The following is a 22,966-nucleotide window of genomic DNA, read 5'->3' as shown; positions in this document are numbered from 1 at the left end:
CATGAGCCCCGACGAATACTGCCAGAACAAAGCCACAAAAAGTGGTTCGAGCTTTTATTACGCCTTTTTGTTCCTGCCTCCCGAACGCCGCCTGGCAATCACCGCGCTATATGCATTTTGCCGCGAGGTCGACGATGTGGTCGACGAGTGCAACGACCCGTCAGTGGCACGCCGCACCCTGGCATGGTGGCACCAGCAGGTTGACCTACTGTTCAGCGGGCAAGCCGAACACCCGGTAATGAAAGCCTTACTGCCCCATATTGGGCCATGCAAGCTGACCGCAGCCCGCATGCACGCAGTTATCGAAGGCATGGAAATGGATCTGGACCAAAGCCGGTACCTCGACTGGCCGGGGCTGCAAAAGTACTGCTGGCATGCCGCCGGCGTCGTGGGCGAGCTTTCCGTCGGCATTTTTGGTTACCAGAACGACGCCACGCTCGAATATGCCGACAAGCTCGGGCTAGCCTTCCAACTGACCAACATCATTCGCGACGTGGGCGACGACGCCCGACGCGGCCGTATTTACCTCCCGGTCAACGAACTGCAGCAATTCGACGTCAAAGCCTCTGAAATTCTCAACAGCCAGTATTCCGATCGCTTTGTTGCGCTCATGCGCTTTCAAACCGAGCGCGCAAAAAACTATTATCGCGAAGCTTTGGCTACCCTGCCCGAGGTCGATCGACGCAATCAACGGCCGGGCCTGGCCATGGCCGCCATCTACCATGCACTTCTGCTCGAAATTGAACGTGATCAGTGGCATGTGCTGGATCAACGCATTTCGCTCACGCCCATACGCAAATTCTGGCTGGCCTGGAAAACGTGGGTCAGCGGCGGAAAACGCCTGAGTCGCCAGTTCGCCCAATGAACGTTGGCGTCATCGGCGCAGGTTGGGCCGGTCTGAGCGCCGCCATTGCCCTGCACGACGCAGGACATGACGTCAGCCTCTATGAAGCAGGACCCTTAGCCGGTGGACGGGCGCGCCGCGTGCCAGGCTCTGGCAATGCCGCACTGGACAACGGGCAGCATATTATGCTGGGTGCTTACCAACATACCCTGCAACTGATGCAACGCCTGCATCGCGAACCGGATCGCCTGCTTTTGCGCTTTGGCCTGAAGCTGCAAGCAGCGTCGGGCGACTTCGAACTACGCTGCCGCGCGTTGCCGTCGCCATGGCACGCAGTGGCCGCAGTCGCCCTGGCCAAGGGGTGGCATACCTCAGAAAAAGCGGCGCTAATCAAGGCCATGGCGCGTCTACGACTACGCGGCTGGAAGGTTACGCCTGACCGTCCGTTAGCCCAATGGCTGGACGAACAGCATCAACCTGCCGGCGTAGTCAAACGTTTCTGGGAGCCGCTATGCCTGGCTGCACTGAACACACCACTTGTGCAAGCCAGCACCCTGATGATGGCGCGGGTATTAAAAGACAGCCTGGATGCCGGCCGTAACGCCAGTGATGTCCTGATTCCGCGCACCGATTTGTCTGACCTTTGGCCCGATCACTTGCCCGCCGGTATCACATTGCATCGGCACAGCCCGATCCAGCGTATTGACGCAGCATCCAACGGCTATACCCTGAATGAAAAACATTGGCACGATGCACTTGTCGTTGCCGTACCGCCACCCAATGCAAGACGCTTGCTGGCCGACTTACCCGCACGACCAGGCACTGAACGCCTGATGCAGCACCTGGAAGCCTTCAGCCCTGTAGCCATCGCCACGCTGAACCTGATGCTCGATGAACCGTGGACCACGCTTTCCGAACCCATGCTGATGCTGGATGACCAGGCGGCTCCCGGACAATTGGGACAATGGCTTTTTAATCACGCTGTGATTTCGAATGCACGCGAGCGTCATCCGTTGATCAGTATCGTGTTAAGTAACTGCCTGTCGTCGGCACTGACAGATCGCGACGCCGCTAGCCGTTTGATTATCGAACAGGTTCGTCGTCAGACGAGTCAGTTTGGTCCTATGCCAGACATTGCACAGCAGTTGTTGATTATTGAAAAGCGGGCGACTTTTGCCGCTACCCCTGGGCTGACGCGACCCGATAACAACACCCCCTGGCCGGGCCTGGTATTAGCCGGCGACTGGACCAACACCGGCTACCCGGCGGTGTTGGAAGGGGCAGTAATGAGCGGGCAAGCGGCAGCCCGCTGTATTGGATAAAGTGTGCACACGCGACAACGACCGGAGGCTAAAACAGCCGCTGGCCGGTGTACACCCCTAACGCCGTCAGGGCCAACGCGCCCAACACACTGATAAAAATATACGAAAACGCCTGCCAGAGATCACCCCGCTGCAACAGGCCAAAGGTTTCTGCCGAGAACGTGGAGAACGTCGTGAGCCCGCCCAGAAAACCGGTGACCAAAAACAGCCGTAACCATTCGGGCACGGACGGCATTTGCAAGACAAGGGCAATAGCCACGCCAATAACGTAAGCGCCAATGTAATTGGCAGCCAATGTGCCCCAGGGCACAAAGGCACCAGCGTGGTTAAGCCATAAACCCAGTAACCAACGGCAAACCGCACCCAGCGCGGCACCGATACCCACCGCAAGAAGATGGGTAACGGTGATCATTGCCAGAGCACAGGAAACGAACTTAGGCAACAATGCTGGCTTGGCATGACCTTACACCTTCGCGTGCTGCTCGATGTAGCGCCGAACCAGGGCGGTGTCGCAGTCCATGACCTCGACTTTTTGCGGCAACGAACCCAAATGGCCCAGATGCGCAGGCGGCTGCGCGGGTTGGCCAATCGCCTCGACGATTGTGTCGTTGAACTTGGCTGGCAAAGCCGTTTCGAGTACCAGCATCGGGATGCCGGGCTCGACGAAGGGACGCGCCACCTTGACGCCGTCGGCCGTATGCGGGTCGATAATGACACCCGTCGCTTCGTAAACACTGCGAATGGTGGCCAAACGGTCGGCGTGGGTGCTGACACCCGCAACGAAACCATAACGCGCCTCGAACAGCGGCTTCAGGTCGGACAAGTCGAACTCGCCCGATTGCGATAATTGCTGCCACAACTGAGCCACACGCGCAGCGTCTTGACCGACCAGATCGAAAACAAAGCGCTCGAAGTTGGAGGCACGGGAAATATCCATGGACGGACTGGACGTAGCGTGCGTTTGCGCAGCCGAACGCGGACGATACAGGCCAGTGCGGAAAAACTCTTCGAGTACGTTGTTTTCGTTGGTGGCCAGCACGAGACGGCGAATCGGCAAGCCCATTTCGCGCGCAAGGTGGCCCGAAAGAATATTGCCAAAATTACCCGACGGCACCGCAAACGAAACCTGTTGGCCCGGGCCGGTGGTGGCACGCAGCCAGCCCCAGAAGTAATACACCACCTGAGCGGCAATGCGCGCCCAGTTAATGGAGTTGACTGCCCCCAGGTGATAGCGCGATTTGAAATCGAGATCGCCGGCCAGCGACTTGACGATGTCCTGACATTCGTCGAATACCCCTTTGACAGCAATATTGTGAATATTGTCATCTTGCAAGGAATACATTTGCGCACGCTGGAAGTCGCTCATGCGGCCATGCGGCGACAGCATGAACACCGACACGCCTTTTTTTCCGCGCAACGCGTACTCGGCCGCCGAACCGGTATCGCCGGAAGTAGCGCCCAGGATATTCAGCGTGCTGTTGCGTTTTGTCAGCACGTATTCGAAGACCTGGCCCAAAAACTGCATGGCCATATCTTTAAAGGCCAGCGTTGGCCCTTGCGAGAGCCCCAGCAGACTTAAGCCCTTATCGAGCGGCTTGACCGGCACGATATTGGGGGTGTCGAACACCTGACCGTTATAGGCGGCGGCAGTAAGCTTTGCCAGATCGGCGCGCGGGATGTCGGTAATGAACAAGCCCAGGACTTCGGTGGCCAACTGTGCGTAATCGAGGCCGCGCCAGGCCTCGAGCGTTTCGGGCGAAATTTTGGGTAGCGACTCGGGCAAGGCCAGACCCCCGTCGGGGGCCAAGCCTTCGAGCAGGATATCGGAAAATTCGAGCGGCGCCATGCCGCCACGAGTGGAGCGGTATTTCATAGCAGCGACTCGACGCGAAGACGCGTAACGTGGGATTTAACAAAGGGCAACGCCTGAATTTCTTCGAGCGCGCGGTTAACGTTACCTTCGCGGGCCTCGTGCGACAAGAAAATAATGTCGGCATCGGCCGGGCCATGAGGCTCTTGGAACATAGACCCGATAGAGATCTGATGATTGGCCAACACACGAGCCAGGTCGGCCAGCACGCCGGGGCGGTCATCGACACGCAAACGCAGGTAATACGACGAAATAACGTCATCCATGGGCAAAATGGGGGTGTCGGCCATGGCGCCTGGCTGGAACGCCAGGTGAGGTACACGATGCCCCGGATCGGCCAGCAGCAAGCGCGTGACGTCGACCAGATCGGCCACCACGGCCGAAGCCGTAGGCAATTCGCCTGCGCCCTGCCCGTAATACAGTGTTGGGCCAACCATATCGCCGTTAACCTGAACGGCGTTCATGGCGCCTTCAACGCTGGAGAGCAGACGCTCGACGGGAATCAGTGTGGGGTGAACACGCAGTTCGATGCCTTGATCGCAACGACGGGTAATACCCAGCAATTTGATGCGGTAGCCCAGACGTTCGGCATGGGCGATGTCTTCTCTGGCCAGGCCGGTGATACCTTCGATGTGCACTTTACTGAACTGCACCGGAATACCAAAAGCCAAAGACGCCAGCAAGCTAAGCTTGTGTGCGGCGTCGACGCCTTCGATATCGAACGTGGGGTCGGCTTCGGCGTAACCCAGACGCTGTGCATCGGCCAGGGCTTCGTTGAACGACAGCCCCTTGAAACGCATTTCGGACAGGATGTAGTTGGTTGTACCGTTAATGATGCCGGCCAGCCACTGGATGCGGTTGGCGGTCAGGCCTTCGCGAATAGCCTTGACGATAGGGATGCCCCCTGCGACAGCAGCTTCGAAAGCGACCATCAGGCCTTTGTCGTGTGCCGCGGCAAAAATTTCGTTGCCGTGTTTGGCCAACAACGCTTTATTGGCGGTGACCACATGCTTGCCACGGGCGATGGCTTCGTTGACGAGTTCACGCGCGATTTTGTCGCCCCCGATGAGTTCGACAACAATATCGACCTCTGGGTGACGCACGACTTCGTAGGCGTCGCTGGTTACCATAACATTGTCGCCCACCAGCTCGCGCACGGTATCGACATTCAGGGCGCCAACGGCGACAACCTCTATTTTACGACCCGCACGACGCGCGATCTCTTCGGCATTTTGCGTCAGTACCTTAAACGTACCGCCGCCCACAACGCCAAAACCCAACAAACCTACTTTTACAGGACTCATTTAATTAACCCGTCTTTGCGAAACATTTCTTTGATGCCGCGCACCGCCTGGCGGATACGCTGCTCGTTTTCGATTAGTGCAAACCGCACATAATCGTCGCCATACTCGCCGAACCCGACGCCCGGCGACACGGCTACCTTGGCTTGTTCGAGGAGTTTCTTGGAGAACTCGAGTGAACCCAGGGAGCGGTAGGCTTCGGGGATACGCGCCCAGATATACATGGAGGCTTTGGGGATATCGACCGGCCAACCCGCTTCGTGCAGACCCTTGGCCAGGACATCGCGACGCACGCGATACTGCTCGACGACTTCGTCAACACAATCTTGCGGCCCTTCGAGGGCTGTGATGGCAGCTACCTGAATAGGCGTGAACGTGCCATAGTCGTGATAGCTTTTAATGCGCGCCAGGGCATTGACCAACTCGGAATTGCCCACCATAAACCCAACACGCCAGCCTGCCATATTGTAGCTTTTGCTCATGGTGAAGAACTCGACAGCCACATCGCGCGCACCAGGCACTTGCATGATGGAGGGCGCCACATAGCCGTCGAAACAGATGTCGGCATACGCCAGATCGTGCACGACCAGAATGTCGTGCTCTTTGGCCAGCGCCACAATGCGCTCGAAGAAAGAGAGTTCGACACACTGCGCAGTGGGATTGCTGGGGAAACCCAGAATCATCATTTTGGGCTTGGGAATCGCCTCTTTGACAGCGCGCTCGATTTCTTCGAAAAAGTCGAGGCCCGGCGTCATGGGTACAGACCGAATATTTGCGCCGGCAATAACCGCACCGTAAATGTGGATGGGGTAGCTGGGGTTAGGCACCAGCACGGTATCGCCCCTGTCTAGGGTGGCCAGCATCAGGTGAGCCAGCCCTTCTTTCGAGCCAATCGTAACGATGGCTTCGGTGTCGGGGTTGATATCAACGCCGTATCGGCGCCCGTACCAACCCGAAATAGCCTTGCGCAGCCGCGGAATGCCTTTGGACACGGAATAACCGTGGGTATCTGGGCGCGACACGACCTCGACGAGTTTGTCGACGATATGCTTGGGGGTTGAACCGTCGGGGTTGCCCATCGACATATCGATGATGTCCTCGCCACGACGGCGCGCCGCCATCTTGAGCTCGCCCGTAATATTGAAAACATAAGGCGGCAAACGCTCAATGCGAGGAAAATTCGTCATGGTAATTCCTTGGGGTCTACAAGAGGGGGGACAAAAGCGAATAACCTACTAGTTTAAACGATAGCCTGCCCCAATAAAAGCAACCATCGAAGTAATCCTGACACCACAAAAACGATGTCCCGGTGGCCCTGCTGCACGCTGGCGCGATTGCGCTATGATCAAGCCTGAATTCGGGAGTTTTTTACTGTGCAACTACAAGCAGAATCGAATCCGGCGCTAAATACCATCACGGCCTACGGCGACGACCACATCGAAATCAATGCCGTGACCTACAACCATGCGGTGTTTTTCTGGCCGGAAGGCGAGGTCAAGCGCTGGGACGCCCAAGGCGTCAAAGACATTACCGGCGCCCAGCTTATGGCGATCGCCGGGCTAACCCCGGCGGCAACCAACCCGCTCGATTTTCTCGACGAACCCGAAGACCGGCAACGGCGCCCCGACAACGCCCCCGAGGTTTTATTGGTGGGCACGGGCCAACACCAGCACTTTTTGCCTGTGGCCGTCACCCGCACCTTACTTGAGCTGGGTATCGGCGTTGAAGCCATGAGCACGCAAGCCGCCGCCCGCACCTACAACATTTTAATGGCCGAAGGCCGCCGCGTTGTCGCAGCCCTTTTGCCACTGGAGTCACAATGAGTTCTGTCACCATCGGACAACCCGTCCCTGCCTTTGTCGCACAAAGCACCCAAGGCGAAATCACCGAAAACAGTTTGTTGGATCAATGGACGGTTTTGTATTTTTATCCCAAAGACAGCACGCCGGGTTGCACGACCCAGGCGCAAAACTTTCGCGACCAGCTCGATAACTTCAAGGCCGTCAACTGCCAGATCATTGGCGTATCGCGCGACTCCCTTAAGTCGCACGACAACTTTACCGGCAAGCAATCACTGCCCTTCGCTCTTATTTCCGACCCCGACGAAACGCTATGCACCATGTTCGACGTCATGAAAATGAAAAACATGTACGGTAAACAGGTACGCGGCGTTGAGCGAAGCACGTTTCTGATCGACCCAAAAGGGGTGTTGGTCAAAGAATGGCGCGGCCTGCGCGTACCAGGGCATGTCGACCAGGTACTGCAGGCGGTCACCGAAGCGACTCGCTGACGCGACACAACCCCGCCTTTTTTTCTATGCGCTAGTCCATTGCCCAGGAGCTCTTAATTTATGCCGCTACCCAAGTTGCCGACCCGTCCGGGCACCCTGGTAAAGATAACCAACGACCTCGACGCCTTCGAAACGGCCGAGTCAGCCCCCGTAGCCACGCCGGCGACGCCCAAAGCGCGCAAGCAAGCCACGAAACCTGCCGTTAAAGCCAGCAGTTCCAACAATCACGGGCTTGCGCCAGAAGCTACACCTACCCCGGCAAAGCCCAAGGCCCCCGACGCGGCGGTGCGTAGCACCGGCAATGGTGCAGACATCAACACCACCGTCACGGCGCCCGCGCGTGGCAAAAAGAAACCTCGTTTGGCGGTCGACAAGCGCAAACTGTTTGTGCTTGACACCAACGTGTTGCTGCACGACCCGAACTCCTTATTCAAGTTTGAAGAACACGACATCTTTCTGCCCATGCTGGTGCTTGAAGAGCTAGACCACCAGAAAAAAGGGATGTCTGAAGTCGCCCGGAATGCCCGCCAGGTAAGCCGCTACCTTGACGGACTGGTGGCCGAAAACAAAAGCCTGGCCAACGGGCTTGTCCTTGACACACTGGGCAACCAGGAAGCGCTGGGTACCTTGCACTTCCAGACAACCGCGCTGTCGTCCGACCTGCCCGTCGCCCTGCCGCTGGGCAAAGCCGACAACGTCATTTTGGGCGTTGTACATGCGCTGCAACAGCTACACCCCAAACGCGAAGTCATTCTGGTTTCGAAAGACATCAATATGCGCCTCAAGGCGCTGTCGCTGGGGTTGCCGGCCGAAGACTATTACAACGACCATGTCCTCGATGACTCCGACCTGTTGTACGAAGGAGTAATGCCTCTGCCCGATAATTTCTGGACCAAGCACGGCAAAGATGTTGAATCGTGGCAGCAAGGCGGCACAACCTACTACCGCATCAAAGGACCGCTGTGTGCACAGCTTATTGTCAACGAATTTGTCTACCTTGAAGGCGAACTTCCTCTTTATGCCCAGGTTAAAGAAGTCAGCGGCAAAACTGCCGTACTGGCTACGTTGCGTGACTACAGCCATGGCAAAAACAATGTGTGGGGCATTACCGCCAAAAATCGCGAGCAAAATTTCGCCCTGAACCTACTCATGAACCCCGACTGCGACTTTGTCTCGTTGCTGGGTCAGGCCGGTACAGGCAAAACCTTGCTCGCGCTGGCCGCCGGTCTTACGCAAACACTCGAAACGCGCCGCTACACCGAAATCATCATCACCCGCGCCACTGTGCCTGTAGGCGACGAAATTGGCTTTTTGCCCGGCACCGAAGAAGAAAAAATGCTGCCCTGGATGGGCGCGCTTGAAGACAACCTCGAAGTGCTGCAACTGGGAGCAAACACCGATGGCGTGAGCAATGGCAACTCGCCCGACTGGGGCAAGAACGCCACCATGGAATTGATTCGCTCCCGCATCAAGGTCAAGTCCATGAGCTTCATGCGCGGTCGTACGTTCCTGAACAAATTCCTGATTATTGACGAAGCCCAGAACCTCACACCCAAGCAAATGAAAACGCTGGTGACGCGTGCCGGGCCCGGCACAAAAATTGTCTGCCTGGGTAATATCGCGCAAATCGACACGCCTTATCTGACCGAAGGCAGCTCTGGCCTGACGTACGTCGTTGACCGCTTCAAGGGCTGGCCGCACTCAGGGCACATTACCTTGCAACGCGGGGAACGTTCCCGTCTGGCCGACTACGCAAGCGAGGCGTTGTAAAGGCATGAAGACACCGCCAAACCCGGTGAACCGTGCCGCACTGCCCATTGGCATCACAATGGGCGATGCGGCCGGTGTCGGGCCCGAAATTATTGCCCGGCTGCTGGGTGAGCCCGGCGCATTGCATCCCGCCGTCGTGTATGGCGATGCAGGCGTCATGCAAAGTGCCCTTAACCTGACAGGCCTGGACACACGCCTGTCGGTAAAGGCGGTTACCGATATCGCCCAGGCCCAAACGGTCATGAGCCCAAGCACCGTCGTGGTGGTCAATCAGCATCTGCCCCTGCCCGCTGACTTGCAACCCGGCCAACTCAACGGTGATGCCGGGCGTGCCGCCTACGAATACCTGTGCCAGGCCATCGACGATGCCCTAGCCGGTCGTTTGCGCGCCATCGTAACGGCACCGCTGAACAAAGCCGCCATGCAACTGGGGGGCATCGATTACCCCGGCCACACTGAAATTCTGGCCGATCGCACACGCACTCGTCATTACGCGATGATGTTGGCCAACACTGAACTACGCGTGATCCTGGTCACCATTCATATCCCCCTCGCTCAGGTCAGCCCGACGTTAAGTATCAAGAAAGAACTACAAACCATCCGACTGGCTCACGACGCCTGCAGGCAGGCGGGCATCAAGCATCCGAAAGTCGCCGTCGCCGGGCTTAACCCCCACGCTGGCGAAGAAGGAAAATTTGGACGGGAAGAAATCGACATCATCGCCCCGGCAATTACTGCCGCACGCGCCGAGGGTATCGATGCCACCGGCCCCTGGCCGGGCGACACCATATTCATGCGCGCACGTCGGGGGGAGTTTGATATTGTGGTCGCGCAATACCACGACCAAGGCCTGATACCGGTAAAGTACCTGGGGGTTGACGAAGGCGTTAACGTTACAGTAGGGCTGCCGTTTATCCGCACCAGTGTCGACCACGGCACTGCCTACGACATTGCCGGCAAAGGGTTGGCCGACGCCGGCTCGTTGCGGGCGGCTTTCAATATGGCCATAGCCCTGACGCCCGCTGCTCCGTAACGGCTTACAAGCCAGACGAAAAGTTGAGAAAGCGGGTACTGGCGCCCTGGAACGTCAGACGTACCGTCCCAATAGGGCCGTTACGCTGCTTACCGATAATGATTTCGGCTGTACCCTTGTCGGGTGAGTCGGGGTTGTAGACTTCATCACGGTAAATAAACAAGATCAAGTCGGCGTCTTGTTCAATAGCGCCCGATTCGCGCAAATCACTCATGACGGGGCGCTTGTTAGGGCGCTGCTCAAGGCTTCGGTTTAGCTGCGACAAAGCAATCAGCGGGCAATTAAGCTCTTTAGCCAGGCCTTTGAGCGAGCGGCTGATTTCCGAAATTTCGGTCGCGCGGTTTTCACCGGCCGAATTGGCCGACATCAGCTGCATATAGTCGATGATGATCAGACCGAGCTGGCCGCATTGGCGAGCCAGACGGCGGGCCCTTGCACGCACTTCCATAGAACTGAGCGCGGGGGTCTCGTCGATGTAGATTTGCGCCTCTTGGACCTGTTGCACCGCATGGGTGAGGCGTGGCCAGTCTTCGGTAGTGAGTTTGCCGGTACGCATACGATGCTGGTCGAGCATGCCGACCGAACCCACCATACGCATAGCCAGTTGCACTGCACCCATCTCCATTGAGAACACGGCTACCGGGAGCCCTTGCTCGATAGCGACATGCTCGCCGATGTTCATGGAGAACGATGTTTTACCCATGGACGGGCGGCCCGCAACGATAACGAGATCGCCCGCTTGCAAGCCCGAGGTCATGCGATCGAGATCTGAGAACCCCGTCGGGACACCGGTAATATCGGAGCCGCCCTCGCGGTGATACAGCTCGTCGATACGCTCGACCACCTGGGTCAGCAACGGCTGGATTTCTTGAAAACCCGTGGCGCCACGGGCCCCTTCTTGGGCAATTTGGAAAACACGGGATTCGGCTTCGTCAAGCAACTGACGCGCTTCTTTGCCTTGAGGATTGAACGCTGCCGCCGCAATCTCGTCGGCCACCGACACCAACTTGCGCAGCATAGAGCGCTCGCGCACGATTTCTGCGTAGCGGCGGATGTTGGCCGCCGACGGCGTGTTATGCGCCAGCGCATTCAAGTAGGCCAGCCCACCAACTTCTTCGCCCTTACCTGCGCTGCTCAGCGACTCGTACACAGTGACGACATCGGCCGGCCGCGCCAGACTGATCAGCCGCGTGATGTGCTGCCAGATAATACGATGATCGAAACGATAAAAATCATCTTCGCCAACGACATCGGTAATGCGGTCGAAAGCCGCATTGTCGAGCAGCAAGCCACCCAGCACCGACTGCTCGGCTTCGATAGAGTGAGGCGGCACACGCAAGTAGTCTAGCTGTGCATCACCCGTAGGACGTGCGATTTCCAAGACAAAAACCCAGAGAGAAACAAAAAAGCAAAAAGCCGGCTAGCACCGGCTTTTTGATTGGCAGGCCTAGTACAAACCGAGAGTTCAGAATGTACCATGGCCCGCCCCTACAGACAGCATTGTATGCGCTGGCGTTAGACCATCTCGCCTGCAACGTTGACTGTGATGTCGACGACCACGTCGGCGTGCAAAGCAACCTGAGCGGGGAACTCGCCCACGGCTTTGATGGCGCCGTCGGGCAGGCGAACCTGCGACTTGACCACACCGGCGAAACCGGCTTCTTGCAACGCAGCAGCGATGTCCATGGTGGTTACGGAACCGAACAAACGGCCGTCAACACCGGCTTTCTGAGACATGCCCAGCTGGAAGCCACTGAGCTTCTCGCCGGTTGCCTGTGCAGCGGCCAGGCGCTCGGCCTGTTGCTTTTCGAGTTCGGCGCGACGTGCTTCGAATTCTTTAAGTGCTGTCTCGGTGGCGCGACGAGCAATTTTTTGGGGGATCAGGTAGTTACGGGCGTAGCCGTCACGAACACGAACGACTTCACCGAGGTTACCCAGGTTGCTGACTTTTTCGAGCAGAATGACTTGCATGACGATTAACCTCGGATTAATTGTGGTTGTCGGTGTAAGGCAACAGTGCCAGGAAGCGCGCACGCTTGATAGCGGTGTCGAGCTGACGCTGGTAGTGAGCCTTGGTGCCGGTCAGGCGGGCAGGAATGATCTTGCCGTTTTCCTGGATGAAATCACGCAGGGTGTCGAGATCTTTGTAGTCGACTTGTTCTACACCAGCAGCTGTAAAGCGGCAAAACTTGCGGCGCTTGAACAGTGGGTTTTGCTGATTGAACTTGCGTTTTTCTTTGCCTTTTTTGAAGAAAGCCATAATGTGCCTCTTGAGTGCTTGGGCCTGAAGCCCAATCGGTATTAATTATGCATCGAGCTGCTTGTGCGCCCGTGCGAAACGATTTACTTCAACGATGCTAGACGGTAGCCAAGACCCCGCCTGCATGAACGCGTGACGCCTGCTGTATGTGCAATACCAGTTTTGATGCCCCTTTTTTTACCGGGGCCAAAAAACCTTGTACTGCCAAGGCAACGCCCAAAGGCGTTTGCGAAACCAGCAAAGCGATATCGCCCAGTGCAACTGCCGGAATAGAAAACTGGATGCGGCGTGCCGCCCCTGCCTCTACCACTTCGGACTCGTGGTGCAATGTCAGTTCGGTGACCGGAACCCCAGCCGGGGTATAACGCAATGGCTTGATTTCAAGCACACTGGCGGTAACAGAAACCTGATTCACCCGGTTGCCTGCGCGCTACGCGCCCTTACTCGGCGTCGGCCGCAGCGTCGTTGCTGGATTTGCGTGCTTCTTCGCGCTCGACAGATTTCATCATGACGGAAGGCGCGGTGTCAGCTTTTTTGGTCTTGATGACCAAATGACGCAAAACAGCATCGTTGTAGCGGAACGAGTGTTCGAGTTCGTCGAGGGTGCTTTGGTTGCACTCGATGTTCATGCACACATAGTGGGCCTTGACCAGCTTCTGGATGGGGTAAGCCAGTTGACGACGACCCCAGTCTTCGAGGCGATGGATCTTGCCTTCGTTACCTGTAACCAAACCCTGGTAGCGCTCGATCATGGCGGGCACTTGCTCGCTTTGATCGGGGTGCACAATAAACACTACTTCGTAGTGACGCATAAGTGATACTCCTTGTGGATGGCTTTTATTGCCTGCGATAGCAACAAAAGGGATAGCCCGCCTGGCTAACGAGGTGGCCGCAAAAAATGCGCCAACCCGAAAAGCAAAGTCGAGCAAGAAACCGCTAATAATAACATGCCCCGGTTTTTACCCACCAGCAGCAGGCAAAAACCGGGGCCTATGTGTAGGCTTTGAACAACCTACATCTAATCACGCAGTGTATTTAGCCTTCTACAACAGCGTATGCCGAGTGGTTATGAATGGACTCGAAGTTTTCAGCTTCGACACGGAAGCGCTGCACACCTTCGATGGCTTGCAGACGTACGGCCACATCACGAACCAGATCTTCGACAAACTTGGGATTCTCGTAGGCGCGCTCGGTAACAAACTTTTCGTCGCCGCGTTTCAGCAGACCCCACAGCTCGCATGACGCCTGCTGTTCTACACCCTGAATAAGGGCATTGATATCGATTTGCGCGGGGTTGTCGAATACGACATCGACAGTAACGTGCGAGCGTTGGTTGTGTGCGCCATATTGCGAGATAGCCTTTGAACACGGACACAGACTAGTCACCGGAACCAGCACACGCAGTTCGAACAAGACATCGTCGGCTGTCGCCGTGGCCTTCCAGCTGACTTCGTAGTCCATCAGACTGGCCACCTGCGATACCGGCGCAACCTTTTCGATGAAATAAGGAAAACGCGCACGAATGTCGCCTTTTTCTGCATTGAGCAAAGGCAGCATCGCCTGAGCCATGTCGCAAAACAGTTGCGGGGTCATCGGCGTTGTGCGATGTTGCTCGAGTAGCGCCACGAAGCGCGACATGTGCGTGCCTTTTTCGTGGGCAGGCAGGGCCACAGTGAGCTCCCAGTCGGCCACGGTGGGCATCGCCTGCCCCTCTGGACCGGCACTGACAAGCATGGGGTGCCGAACACCCCGAACCCCTACGCGCTGAATCGGCATACGGCGCGTATCGGCCGAGCTTTGGACGTCGGGCATGACTGCGGCGGAATCAGTAATAGAGTTCATTGTTCAACCTGTATGAAACCCGGCGACCCGGGACAATAATAAGCAACGCCTATACGTTACCCTGCTGATCAGCCCCCTGTCGAGCATAACCCCTGAGTTCGACAGGTTTTTGACCCAGATTAGCGTGACACGACTTTGTCCTGGACAAAGTCAAATTCTGGAAAGCGTTGTCGAATTGCATGGACAATACCGTCGGCATCTAGCCCCTGCATTTTGAGCAGCAGTGCCTGATCGCCATGATCAATGAACTCATCCGGCAGACCCAGTTGCAACACAGGCACCTGAGCGCCTTTGACGCTAAGATACTCTAGGACGGCACTACCGGCACCACCCATGATGGCGCCTTCTTCGAGGGTAACCAACACATCGTGAGAATCGACCAGGGCATCGACCAGGGCATGGTCGAGCGGCTTGACGAAACGCATGTCAGCGACACTGGCGTCGAGGGACTCTGCCGCTTGCAATGCAACGGGCACCAATGTGCCGAAACCCAAAATGGCAATGCGCTGCCCTTGACGCAACAACCGGCCCTTGCCAATCTCGACAGTGTCGAGCGCGCTGCTGACCTCGGCGCCGCAACCGGCCCCACGCGGATAACGCACCGACGCCGGCCCATTGTAGTGATAACAGGTGCTGAGCAGCAGCCGCGTCTCGTTTTCGTCGGACGGCGTAGCAATCACCATGTTAGGAATGCAACGCAAAAAGGCGATGTCGTAGTTGCCCGCATGCGTGGCGCCATCGGCCCCCACCAGACCTGCCCGATCGAGCGCAAACGTAACATCGAGGTCTTGCAGGGCCACGTCATGAATGAGCTGGTCGTAACCGCGTTGCAAAAACGTCGAGTAAATAGCGACGACAGGCTTAAGGCCCTCGCACGCAACACCGCCTGCAAAAGTTACCGCGTGCTGCTCAGCAATACCCACATCGAAATAGCGCTCGGGAAACTCGCGATGGAACTCGACCATGCCACTACCTTCGCGCATGGCAGGCGTAATACCAACCAGACGGTCGTCTTGACGGGCCATATCGCATAACCAACGACCAAAAACCTGCGTAAATGTCTGGCGAGTCGGCGCTTTGGACTTTTGAATACCGACGGAAGGGTCGAATTTTCCGGGACCGTGATACAACACCGGATCGGCTTCAGCCAGCTTGTAGCCCTGCCCTTTTTTAGTCACCACATGCAAAAACTGCAAACCACCCAACTGACGCAGGTTTTGCAGCGTGGGCACCAAGGCATCAAGGTCGTGACCGTCGATGGGACCGACATAATTGAAACCCAGCTCTTCGAATAAAGTGGCTGGCGAGACTAGCCCTTTGGCATGCCCCTCGACACGCCTGGCCAGCTCGAGTACCGGTGGCATATGCTGCAACACCGCACGGCCCATGTTTTTAGCTGCCGCATAGAAACGGCCGGACATCAATCGCGCAAAGTAATGATTAAGCGCGCCCACGGGCGGCGAAATAGACATGTCATTGTCATTGAGAATGACCAGCACATTGACGCCGGGGGTGACACCCGCATTATTCAGCGCCTCGAAAGCCATACCGGCTGTCATTGCGCCGTCTCCGATAACGGCAATATGCTGACGTTCGGACTTGCCCAGGTTGCGAGACGCCACCGCCATGCCCAGCACGGCAGAAATTGACGTCGAAGAATGTGCTGTGCCAAACGCGTCGTACGGCGATTCGCTTCGCTTTGGAAACCCTGAAATGCCACCAAAATGGCGCAACTGCGCCATAGCTTCTCGGCGGCCCGTAAGAATTTTATGCGGATACGATTGATGGCCGACATCCCAGACGATGCGGTCGTCGGGGGTATTGAAGACATAATGCAAGGCAACGGTAAGCTCGACCGTACCCAAATTGGACGACAAATGGCCACCGGTTTTGGCTACCGACTGCAAGATGAACGCGCGCAGCTGATCGGCGACTTGCTTCAAGGCACGTGGCTCAAGCGTTCGCAAGTCGGCAGGCGAATTGATCTGTTCTAGAACGGGATAAGTCATACGAGTAAAAGTCCGGCGTCGGGCGCCATTGGGCCCCCTATTTTAGATGAGTTGCCGGGCGCGCCATCGTGAATTAGCGATCGCGACCCACAATGTAGTCGGCGATCTCGGCCAGACGCTGCCCAGTTGGGCCCAAAGGGCGCAAAGCAGCGTGGGCCTCGAGGCGCAATGTTTCGAGGAAATCGCGCGCTCCGTCTACACCCAGCAAAGACACATACGTTGGCTTGTTGGCTTGTTGATCTTTGCCCGCCGTTTTACCCAAGACTGCAGTGTCGGCGGTAACGTCAAGAATATCGTCGGCGACCTGAAAAGCCAACCCTACGGCTGCTGCGTAGCGCTCGAGACCCTCGCGCGCAGCCGAACCCGCACCAACGACAATCCCGCCCAGCAAAACACTGGCCTGTAGCATCGCACCCGTTTTCATGGTGTGCATGAGCTGCAGCTGATCTTGCGTAAGCGATTGACCAACCGCCGCGCAATCGATGGCCTGCCCACCGGCCATACCCAGGCTACCGGCCGAACGCGCCAACAATTCGACGGCCTGAACAACCAGCGCAGGCGCGACCGGCGTTTGCGCCAACAGTTCGAATGCCAGCGGCTGCAAAGCATCGCCAGCCAGCATGGCCGTAGCCTCGTCGAACTGCCGGTGCACGGTGGGCCGCCCGCGACGCAGGTCGTCGTTGTCCATGCAGGGCAGATCGTCGTGCACCAAAGAATAAGCGTGAATAAGCTCGACCGCAGCGGCAGCGTGATCGAGCGCTCGGGCCTGCGCGGAAGACAGGTTTGCACCGGCGCTTAGCGAAGCCTCGCCGGCGGCATACACCAGAGCGGCGCGGATGCGTTTACCGCCGCCAAGTACGGCATACCGCATGGCTTCGTGCAAACGCTCCGGCGTTTGATCGGCCTCGGGCATGAACTCGTCGATTACCGTTTCAATATGCGCGGCAGTACTTTTGATCCAGTCGGAGAAAACCGGTTGCGTCACAGGCATCGGTGTTACTCCTCGTCTGGGCCGCGGTCGTCGAGCGGCTTGAGTAAATTACCTTGCAGGACCTTGACCTGCTCGTCGGCCTTATCGAGCAGTTTTTGGCAAATTTTGGAAAGCTCGACCCCACGTTCGTAGGCCGCAAGCGAAGCCTCGAGAGGCAATTCGCCATTTTCCATTTGCGCCACCAAGGCTTCGAGCTGCGCCAGCGCGGTTTCGAAGTCTTTGGGCAACGGTTCTGATTTCGGTTTGCGCACACCCGGCGCGGAATCGGCAGATTGATCAGCCATTCTGTGTTTCCTGAATTGAATTAATGCGATTGTACGAGATGCCGGGTCAAGACGGCCGGCATTGGCTGTAGGTCTTGTTTTTAAAGCAAAAAACTAAGGTACAATGCCCCCTTTAATTTCATCGGCCAGTCCGTTTTTTCTTCGCACCAGCCCCAAAACCTTTATGTATTTGGCTGGTAAGTAACCACGCGGGGGACAAATCATGACCGACATTGGTCGGGAAGCGCAATTCGCGCTGGCGCAATCGCAGCTAACGGTCGACAGCTACTTCGACGAAAACATCTTCGCTCGCGAAAAAGCCCGTATTTTCAAGAACTCGGCCCTGTACGTCGGGCACGAAAAACTGGTCCCCGAGCCCGGCGACTGGTACACGCTCGCGCACGAGCACGCCGGTCGCGCCCTGGTTCGCAACGCCGCCGGGGTAGAACTGATCTCGAACGTGTGTCGTCACCGCCAAGCCGTCATGCTGGGGTTTGATTCGGCCGATGCCCAGAACCAGCCCGCTGCGCATCGAGGTAACTTGCGCGACACCGGCGGTAATATTGTTTGCCCTGTACATCGCTGGACATACAGCAAACAAGGTGAGCTTTTGGGTGCGCCACAGTTTCCCAAAACACCCTGCATGAACCTGCAGAAATTCACCCTAAAAAATTGCCACGGCTTGTTGTTCGAGGGGCCACGCGACCCGGCATCTGATATGGCGCCGCTATTCAGCCGCCCCGAATTCGACTTCGGTGACTACGTGCTCGACCACGTCGAGGTTCATGAGTGCAATTACAACTGGAAGACCTTTATCGAGGTCTACCTTGAAGACTACCATGTGGGGCCGTTTCACCCCGGTCTGGGCCGGTTTGTTACCTGCGACGATCTGACCTGGGAGTTTTCAGACTGGTACAGCCTGCAGCGAGTAGGCGTACACAATGCACTGGCGCAACCGGGGTCCGATACCTACAAACGCTGGCACGACCAGCTGCTGCAGTTTCGGGCAGGCCAGACGCCCGACTTCGGCGCCGTCTGGGTAACGTATTTCCCGACGCACATGATCGAGCTATACCCCCATGTGGTCGTGCTTTCTACCCTGCACCCGGTCAGCCCGCAAAAAACCGTCAATATTGTCGAGTTTTACTACCCCGAAGAAATTGTCGCTTTCGAGCGCGAGTTTGTTGAGGCACAACGGGCAGCCTACATGGAAACGGCCATCGAAGATGATGAAATTGCCGAACGCATGGACGCCGGCCGGAAAGCCCTGATGTTGAGGGGTGTGAATGAGGCCGGGCCTTATCAATCGCCTATGGAAGACGGCATGATGCACTTCCACGCCTGGTACCGCCAAATGATGTCAGGCGACTGACCAGCCAACGGCACTCAGGTACCCGCCCCGACAGCCACGGGGCGGGACGCATCACTGCACCACTCACTCCACGACCCCGGGTACAAGGCCGACCCGCCCAACCCCGCCAGCTCCATGGCAAACAAATTATGGCAGGCTGTAATACCTGACCCGCACTGGTGAATGACATGGTCTGCCGGTGTATTACCCAGCATCTGCTCGAACTCGGCCCGTAATTCGTCAGCCGGCCGGAAACGCCCGTCGGGTTGGCAATTAAGACTATTGGGGCGATTCAATGCTCCGGGGATATGTCCTGCTACCGGATCCATGGGCTCGACCTCGCCACGGAAGCGATTCTCGGCACGTGCGTCGAGCACCACATAAGGCCCACGGCCGATATTTGCCAAGACATCATCGGCTGAGAACGTCGGCATGCTTGCCAATCCAGACGCAGAGACAGACGCCCCCGCACCCGACCCAGACGCCACATCTGCCCCCTGAGTTAACGCTTCAGGCTGATGACCTTCGGACGACGCCCCAACTGAGTTCAGCGCAAACCCTGCACGCGACCAGGCAGGCAAACCGCCATCAAGAATAGCAACCGGCCGATGACCCGCCCACCGCAGCATCCACCATAGATGCGCCGAAAAAGCGCTGGTCCCGCCGTCATAAACCACAACTTGCACGCCCGGCTGTACACCATGCTTCTGCAACAGTTCCTGGAAGGTTGGTAGCGAAGGCAACGGATGACGGCCATTAGTGCCGGTTTTGGGTGCAGCCAGATCTTGCTCGTGGTCAAGAAAGATGGCGCCGGGTATGTGGCCTTGCTCGTACTGGCGCCGCCCTGCAGCGTGATCTGCCAGATCGTGGCGGACATCGAACACAATACATTGCCCGGATTCAACCAGAGGCTTCAGGGTGGCGGCATCAATCAAAAGCTCGTGCATAGAGTTCCTTTTCTGGGTAAAGCGCATAAACAAACGGTTGACAGTATCGTGACCGGCACAGGGTTACGGTCATGCCCGCCGGTGCCGCCTGCTTTCGGTATAAGTACGCCATGTTGACAGTAAACCGGCCCCGATGACCAGCGCCATACCAAGCCAGGCCAACGCATCGGGGTGCTCATCCCAGAACACGATACCCAACAGCGTTGCAAAGATAATCGTCGTGTACTGCAAGGCTGCTGTCAATAACGCCTTGCCGGCGCCAAACGCACGCGTCATGGCCAGTTGCCCCACCAACCCCGACACACCCAACCCAATGGCGGCCAACCAGGCATTCAAAGACAAAGGTTGCCAACCCTGGGCAAACAGCACCACAAGACCGGTCAGACAAACGCAGGCTGAAAAAACCAGCACAGTACGCCACTCGGGCTCACCCGCCTGCCCCAGCTGTCGCACCTGCATCATGGCTATTGCTCCCAAAGCACCTGCCCCCAACCCCATAAGGGCGGCAAAGAACTGCTCGTCGCCAATGCTTGGCCGCAAAATGCCCAAAACCCCAAAAAAACCCATGACAACGGCCGCCGCACGAACAAAGTCGTTGCGCGCGCCGCCCCACATCAGCATGTAGCCGGTGATAAACAAAGGGGACGTGTAGTTGAGACTGACCGCGGTCGGCAAGGGCAGATGAGACAAGGCATAGAAGCCCATCCACATGGCGGTAATGCCTGAAAGATTACGCCACAGGTGCAGCCTGGGGTTTTTGGGCCAGACCCGCCGGTGCGTCGAGATAGACCAGACAAGCAACAACAGCACCGAAGGCACGCCACGAAACAATACAATTTGCGGTAGCGAGACCCCTAATCCTGCGGCCACCTTGATGCATGCCCCCATAATTGCAAACATGGCACAAGCCAGAATCATCCATAAAGACTGCATGATGGCGCGGTATAGTTCCGGTAATACATTAAAGGCGATACTATACTGCCGCCCGGAAAAATTTATTTTCAGCAAATTGTCAGTTTTTACATGCCCGACACTGTTGATATACGGAACTTGGCCCCAATATAAATCGTCAAAATCCACACCGCGGTGTTACTTTCCAATCCTGCAGGATATCCACCCTATGAAACGCATTTTCCTTTTCTTGCTAACCAATATCGCTGTCATGGTCGTGCTAAGCATCACCATGAGTGTGTTGGGTGTGGGACGTTACATGACGGCCCAAGGCCTTGACCTTACCCAGCTACTGATTTTCTCGGCACTGGTGGGCTTTACTGGTTCGTTCATTTCGTTACTGCTTAGCAAATGGATGGCCAAGCAAAGCACAGGCGCACGTGTCATCAACCCGCAGGCACCGGGCAATGCTCGCGAAGCCTGGCTGGTCGATACCGTGCATCAGTTGGCCGACCGAGCCGGCATTGGTCACCCTGAAGTCGCCATTTACGATGGCCCACCCAACGCATTTGCCACCGGCGCCTTTAAAAACGACGCCCTCGTGGCGGTGTCAACCGGCTTGCTTGAAAGCATGACCGAAGAGGAAGTGGCTGCCGTGCTGGGCCACGAAGTGGCGCACATTGCCAACGGCGACATGATTACCCTCACGCTCATCCAAGGTGTCGTCAATACGTTTGTGGTGTTCCTGGCGCGCGTCGTCGGCTACTTCGTTGATCGCGTGGTACTCAAAAACGACCGCGATGTCGGTATGGGCTATTACGCTACCGTCATTGTGTGCGAAATCATCTTCGGATTGCTGGCGTCTATTATTGTGGCCTGGTTCTCGCGCCAGCGCGAATATCGCGCCGACGCAGGCAGTGCCAAGCTTATGGGCGCACGCGAGCCCATGGTCAAGGCCCTGGCCCGCTTAGGAGGACTTGAGCCCGGCGAATTACCCAAATCATTCGAAGCCTCGGGCATTTCGGGTGGGGCAGGCATCGCTGCGTTGTTCTCGACCCACCCTCCCATCGAAGACCGCATTCGCGCCCTTCGTAGTGCGCAAACGCTCTAACTGCTAAAGGCAATCTGCCGCTAGAAACAAGCGGCAGATTGCACCTGACGGCAACTGCCCGCCTGGGTTTATAAATACTTGTCGAACCAGGCCAATGTACGTTGCCAGGCGTCTTTGGCGTCGGGCTCGTTGTAACTCCCCCGGTAGTCAGAATAAAACGCATGGTTCGACTCGGGATAAACGATGATCTTGGAGTCCCGGGCATGATCATTGCCTTGAGCCAACGCGGCCTGCATGCGCTCAACGTCAGCTAACGGAATGCCGGCATCCTGACCGCCATACAAACCCAGTACCGGGGCTTTGAGCGTATTGGCTACGTCTATAGGATTACGCTTTTGCAACGGGCCATGGCCCACCACCAGCTTGCCATACCACGCCGCACCTACGCGGCATGTTGAACTGTGCTCGGCATACATCCAGGTGATACGACCACCCCAACAGAAACCAGTGACTGCCAGACGCGCAGTATCACCGCCCTGTTCGCGAGCCCAGGCCACGCTGGCATCCAGGTCAGCCATGACCTGCTCATCGGAAGCCTTAGAAACGATTTCCTTGATCAGGGTCGGAACATCGGTGTACTGGTTACAGTCACCCTGACGCTCAAAGAGATTCACGGCCACCGCAAAATACCCTTCTTTGGCAAAGCGCCGACAAACATCACGAATATGCTCGTGCAACCCAAAAACTTCCTGGATGACCAGTACGACAGGCGCCTGCTGCCTGGCTTCGGGCTTGGCATAGTAAGCCGTAATAGTGCCGTCAAACGTAGGCATCTGGAACTCGCCGCACGCCAGCCCGACCCCGTCGGTATAAATTGTTGTGGGCGCAGCGCCCGTGATGGGTGAAAATGCCATTGTTCCTCCTGTTTAGG

The 22,966-nt window shown here is 57.0% G+C and carries 24 protein-coding genes; 8 read left to right on the top strand and 16 right to left on the bottom strand.

Annotated features, from left to right (window positions below; genetic code table 11):
* The first annotated feature begins 1 nt into the window (after window position 1).
* Both hpnD and hpnE read left to right on the top strand, forming a co-directional pair.
* The gene (hpnD, locus tag PuT2_RS09525; protein ID WP_093970796.1) at window positions 2–865 is read left to right on the top strand and encodes a presqualene diphosphate synthase HpnD; all 864 of its coding nucleotides are present in this window, start codon (window positions 2–4) and stop codon (window positions 863–865) included.
* Window positions 862–2,166, top strand: a complete 1,305-nt coding sequence (gene hpnE, locus PuT2_RS09520; protein ID WP_093970795.1) for a hydroxysqualene dehydroxylase HpnE — start codon at window positions 862–864, stop codon at window positions 2,164–2,166. The genes hpnD and hpnE overlap by 4 nt, the downstream gene beginning before the upstream one ends.
* Window positions 2,167–2,194: 28 nt before the next feature.
* On the opposite strand, the gene crcB is transcribed toward hpnE, so the two are convergent.
* The 4 genes from crcB to alaC are packed head-to-tail and all read right to left on the bottom strand — an operon-like array spanning window position 2,195 to window position 6,524.
* Entirely contained in the window at window positions 2,195–2,578 is a 384-nt protein-coding gene (gene crcB / locus PuT2_RS09515) for a fluoride efflux transporter CrcB (protein WP_093970794.1), read from the bottom strand.
* A 51-nt stretch (window positions 2,579–2,629) separates the two neighbouring features.
* Entirely contained in the window at window positions 2,630–4,039 is a 1,410-nt protein-coding gene (gene thrC / locus PuT2_RS09510; protein WP_093970793.1) for a threonine synthase, read from the bottom strand.
* A complete protein-coding gene (locus PuT2_RS09505; protein ID WP_093970792.1) occupies window positions 4,036–5,340 on the bottom strand; it encodes a homoserine dehydrogenase in 1,305 nt (434 codons plus the stop codon). Before PuT2_RS09505 ends, thrC begins: the two co-directional genes overlap by 4 nt.
* Entirely contained in the window at window positions 5,337–6,524 is a 1,188-nt protein-coding gene (gene alaC / locus PuT2_RS09500) for an alanine transaminase (protein ID WP_093970791.1), read from the bottom strand. The genes PuT2_RS09505 and alaC overlap by 4 nt, the downstream gene beginning before the upstream one ends.
* Before the next feature lie 186 nt (window positions 6,525–6,710).
* On the opposite strand from alaC, the gene PuT2_RS09495 reads away from it, so the two are divergent.
* The 4 genes from PuT2_RS09495 to pdxA are packed head-to-tail and all read left to right on the top strand — an operon-like array spanning window position 6,711 to window position 10,430.
* On the top strand, window positions 6,711–7,160 hold the full coding sequence (locus tag PuT2_RS09495; RefSeq protein ID WP_093970790.1) for an Mth938-like domain-containing protein: 450 nt from the start codon (window positions 6,711–6,713) through the stop codon (window positions 7,158–7,160).
* Window positions 7,157–7,627 (top strand): peroxiredoxin, encoded by a 471-nt coding sequence (locus tag PuT2_RS09490; RefSeq protein ID WP_093970789.1) that lies wholly within the window; start codon window positions 7,157–7,159, stop codon window positions 7,625–7,627. The genes PuT2_RS09495 and PuT2_RS09490 overlap by 4 nt, the downstream gene beginning before the upstream one ends.
* 60 nt (window positions 7,628–7,687) lie before the next feature.
* Window positions 7,688–9,397 (top strand): PhoH family protein, encoded by a 1,710-nt coding sequence (locus PuT2_RS09485; protein ID WP_093970788.1) that lies wholly within the window; start codon window positions 7,688–7,690, stop codon window positions 9,395–9,397.
* Window positions 9,398–9,401: 4 nt separating this feature from the next.
* A complete protein-coding gene (gene pdxA, locus PuT2_RS09480) occupies window positions 9,402–10,430 on the top strand; it encodes a 4-hydroxythreonine-4-phosphate dehydrogenase PdxA (protein ID WP_093970787.1) in 1,029 nt (342 codons plus the stop codon).
* 4 nt (window positions 10,431–10,434) lie between these two features.
* Here the strand turns inward: pdxA and PuT2_RS09475 are convergent, their stop codons facing one another.
* The 9 genes from PuT2_RS09475 to PuT2_RS09435 all read right to left on the bottom strand — a co-directional run bounded on the left by PuT2_RS09475 (window position 10,435) and on the right by PuT2_RS09435 (window position 17,816).
* On the bottom strand, window positions 10,435–11,805 hold the full coding sequence (locus PuT2_RS09475; protein ID WP_093970844.1) for a replicative DNA helicase: 1,371 nt from the start codon (window positions 11,803–11,805) through the stop codon (window positions 10,435–10,437).
* 140 nt (window positions 11,806–11,945) lie between these two features.
* Entirely contained in the window at window positions 11,946–12,401 is a 456-nt protein-coding gene (gene rplI / locus PuT2_RS09470) for a 50S ribosomal protein L9 (protein ID WP_093970786.1), read from the bottom strand.
* A 16-nt stretch (window positions 12,402–12,417) separates the two neighbouring features.
* Window positions 12,418–12,690, bottom strand: a complete 273-nt coding sequence (gene rpsR / locus PuT2_RS09465) for a 30S ribosomal protein S18 (protein ID WP_093970785.1) — start codon at window positions 12,688–12,690, stop codon at window positions 12,418–12,420.
* A gap of 97 nt (window positions 12,691–12,787) precedes the next feature.
* Entirely contained in the window at window positions 12,788–13,105 is a 318-nt protein-coding gene (gene priB / locus PuT2_RS09460; protein WP_093970784.1) for a primosomal replication protein N, read from the bottom strand.
* A gap of 25 nt (window positions 13,106–13,130) precedes the next feature.
* A complete protein-coding gene (rpsF, locus tag PuT2_RS09455) occupies window positions 13,131–13,502 on the bottom strand; it encodes a 30S ribosomal protein S6 (RefSeq protein WP_093970783.1) in 372 nt (123 codons plus the stop codon).
* Between the two features lie 223 nt (window positions 13,503–13,725).
* Window positions 13,726–14,532: a GTP cyclohydrolase FolE2 gene (folE2, locus tag PuT2_RS09450; protein ID WP_093970782.1), complete on the bottom strand. Its 807-nt coding sequence runs from the start codon at window positions 14,530–14,532 to the stop codon at window positions 13,726–13,728.
* Window positions 14,533–14,651: 119 nt separating this feature from the next.
* Window positions 14,652–16,541, bottom strand: a complete 1,890-nt coding sequence (gene dxs, locus PuT2_RS09445) for a 1-deoxy-D-xylulose-5-phosphate synthase (RefSeq protein WP_093970781.1) — start codon at window positions 16,539–16,541, stop codon at window positions 14,652–14,654.
* A gap of 73 nt (window positions 16,542–16,614) precedes the next feature.
* Window positions 16,615–17,532, bottom strand: coding sequence for a polyprenyl synthetase family protein (locus PuT2_RS09440; protein WP_093970780.1), 918 nt, complete (start codon window positions 17,530–17,532; stop codon window positions 16,615–16,617).
* 5 nt (window positions 17,533–17,537) lie between these two features.
* Window positions 17,538–17,816 (bottom strand): exodeoxyribonuclease VII small subunit, encoded by a 279-nt coding sequence (locus PuT2_RS09435; protein ID WP_093970779.1) that lies wholly within the window; start codon window positions 17,814–17,816, stop codon window positions 17,538–17,540.
* 202 nt (window positions 17,817–18,018) lie between these two features.
* On the opposite strand from PuT2_RS09435, the gene PuT2_RS09430 reads away from it, so the two are divergent.
* Window positions 18,019–19,167: an aromatic ring-hydroxylating dioxygenase subunit alpha gene (locus PuT2_RS09430; protein WP_093970778.1), complete on the top strand. Its 1,149-nt coding sequence runs from the start codon at window positions 18,019–18,021 to the stop codon at window positions 19,165–19,167.
* Window positions 19,168–19,181: 14 nt separating this feature from the next.
* On the opposite strand, the gene PuT2_RS09425 is transcribed toward PuT2_RS09430, so the two are convergent.
* Both PuT2_RS09425 and PuT2_RS09420 read right to left on the bottom strand, forming a co-directional pair.
* Window positions 19,182–20,093, bottom strand: coding sequence for a sulfurtransferase (locus tag PuT2_RS09425; protein ID WP_093970777.1), 912 nt, complete (start codon window positions 20,091–20,093; stop codon window positions 19,182–19,184).
* 69 nt (window positions 20,094–20,162) lie between these two features.
* Window positions 20,163–21,026 (bottom strand): DMT family transporter, encoded by an 864-nt coding sequence (locus PuT2_RS09420; RefSeq protein ID WP_093970843.1) that lies wholly within the window; start codon window positions 21,024–21,026, stop codon window positions 20,163–20,165.
* 187 nt (window positions 21,027–21,213) lie between these two features.
* Here PuT2_RS09420 and htpX point away from each other — a divergent pair, with 187 nt between their 5' ends.
* Window positions 21,214–22,095 carry a protease HtpX gene (gene htpX / locus PuT2_RS09415; protein WP_093970776.1) on the top strand — a complete coding sequence of 294 codons (882 nt, stop codon included), beginning with the start codon at window positions 21,214–21,216 and terminating at the stop codon, window positions 22,093–22,095.
* Between the two features lie 68 nt (window positions 22,096–22,163).
* On the opposite strand, the gene PuT2_RS09410 is transcribed toward htpX, so the two are convergent.
* Window positions 22,164–22,949 (bottom strand): dienelactone hydrolase family protein, encoded by a 786-nt coding sequence (locus PuT2_RS09410; RefSeq protein ID WP_093970775.1) that lies wholly within the window; start codon window positions 22,947–22,949, stop codon window positions 22,164–22,166.
* Between the last annotated feature and the right edge of the window lie 17 nt (window positions 22,950–22,966).

The organism is Pusillimonas sp. T2, assembly GCF_002236805.1.
Lineage (GTDB): Bacteria > Pseudomonadota > Gammaproteobacteria > Burkholderiales > Burkholderiaceae_B > Neopusillimonas.
This window is presented reverse-complemented; position numbering and strand designations above follow the sequence as displayed.

Excerpts from the sequence above, each read along its gene's own strand:
- hpnD (WP_093970796.1), top strand. The coding sequence starts at position 2 with ATGAGCCCCGACGAATACTGCCAGAACAAAGCCACAAAAAGTGGTTCG.
- hpnE (WP_093970795.1), top strand. The coding sequence starts at position 862 with ATGAACGTTGGCGTCATCGGCGCAGGTTGGGCCGGTCTGAGCGCCGCC.
- crcB (WP_093970794.1), bottom strand. The coding sequence starts at position 2,578 with ATGATCACCGTTACCCATCTTCTTGCGGTGGGTATCGGTGCCGCGCTG.
- thrC (WP_093970793.1), bottom strand. The coding sequence starts at position 4,039 with ATGAAATACCGCTCCACTCGTGGCGGCATGGCGCCGCTCGAATTTTCC.
- PuT2_RS09505 (WP_093970792.1), bottom strand. The coding sequence starts at position 5,340 with ATGAGTCCTGTAAAAGTAGGTTTGTTGGGTTTTGGCGTTGTGGGCGGC.
- alaC (WP_093970791.1), bottom strand. The coding sequence starts at position 6,524 with ATGACGAATTTTCCTCGCATTGAGCGTTTGCCGCCTTATGTTTTCAAT.
- PuT2_RS09490 (WP_093970789.1), top strand. The coding sequence starts at position 7,157 with ATGAGTTCTGTCACCATCGGACAACCCGTCCCTGCCTTTGTCGCACAA.
- PuT2_RS09485 (WP_093970788.1), top strand. The coding sequence starts at position 7,688 with ATGCCGCTACCCAAGTTGCCGACCCGTCCGGGCACCCTGGTAAAGATA.
- pdxA (WP_093970787.1), top strand. The coding sequence starts at position 9,402 with ATGAAGACACCGCCAAACCCGGTGAACCGTGCCGCACTGCCCATTGGC.
- rplI (WP_093970786.1), bottom strand. The coding sequence starts at position 12,401 with ATGCAAGTCATTCTGCTCGAAAAAGTCAGCAACCTGGGTAACCTCGGT.
- rpsR (WP_093970785.1), bottom strand. The coding sequence starts at position 12,690 with ATGGCTTTCTTCAAAAAAGGCAAAGAAAAACGCAAGTTCAATCAGCAA.
- rpsF (WP_093970783.1), bottom strand. The coding sequence starts at position 13,502 with ATGCGTCACTACGAAGTAGTGTTTATTGTGCACCCCGATCAAAGCGAG.
- folE2 (WP_093970782.1), bottom strand. The coding sequence starts at position 14,532 with ATGAACTCTATTACTGATTCCGCCGCAGTCATGCCCGACGTCCAAAGC.
- dxs (WP_093970781.1), bottom strand. The coding sequence starts at position 16,541 with ATGACTTATCCCGTTCTAGAACAGATCAATTCGCCTGCCGACTTGCGA.
- PuT2_RS09440 (WP_093970780.1), bottom strand. The coding sequence starts at position 17,532 with ATGCCTGTGACGCAACCGGTTTTCTCCGACTGGATCAAAAGTACTGCC.
- PuT2_RS09435 (WP_093970779.1), bottom strand. The coding sequence starts at position 17,816 with ATGGCTGATCAATCTGCCGATTCCGCGCCGGGTGTGCGCAAACCGAAA.
- PuT2_RS09430 (WP_093970778.1), top strand. The coding sequence starts at position 18,019 with ATGACCGACATTGGTCGGGAAGCGCAATTCGCGCTGGCGCAATCGCAG.
- PuT2_RS09425 (WP_093970777.1), bottom strand. The coding sequence starts at position 20,093 with ATGCACGAGCTTTTGATTGATGCCGCCACCCTGAAGCCTCTGGTTGAA.
- PuT2_RS09420 (WP_093970843.1), bottom strand. The coding sequence starts at position 21,026 with ATGCAGTCTTTATGGATGATTCTGGCTTGTGCCATGTTTGCAATTATG.
- htpX (WP_093970776.1), top strand. The coding sequence starts at position 21,214 with ATGAAACGCATTTTCCTTTTCTTGCTAACCAATATCGCTGTCATGGTC.
- PuT2_RS09410 (WP_093970775.1), bottom strand. The coding sequence starts at position 22,949 with ATGGCATTTTCACCCATCACGGGCGCTGCGCCCACAACAATTTATACC.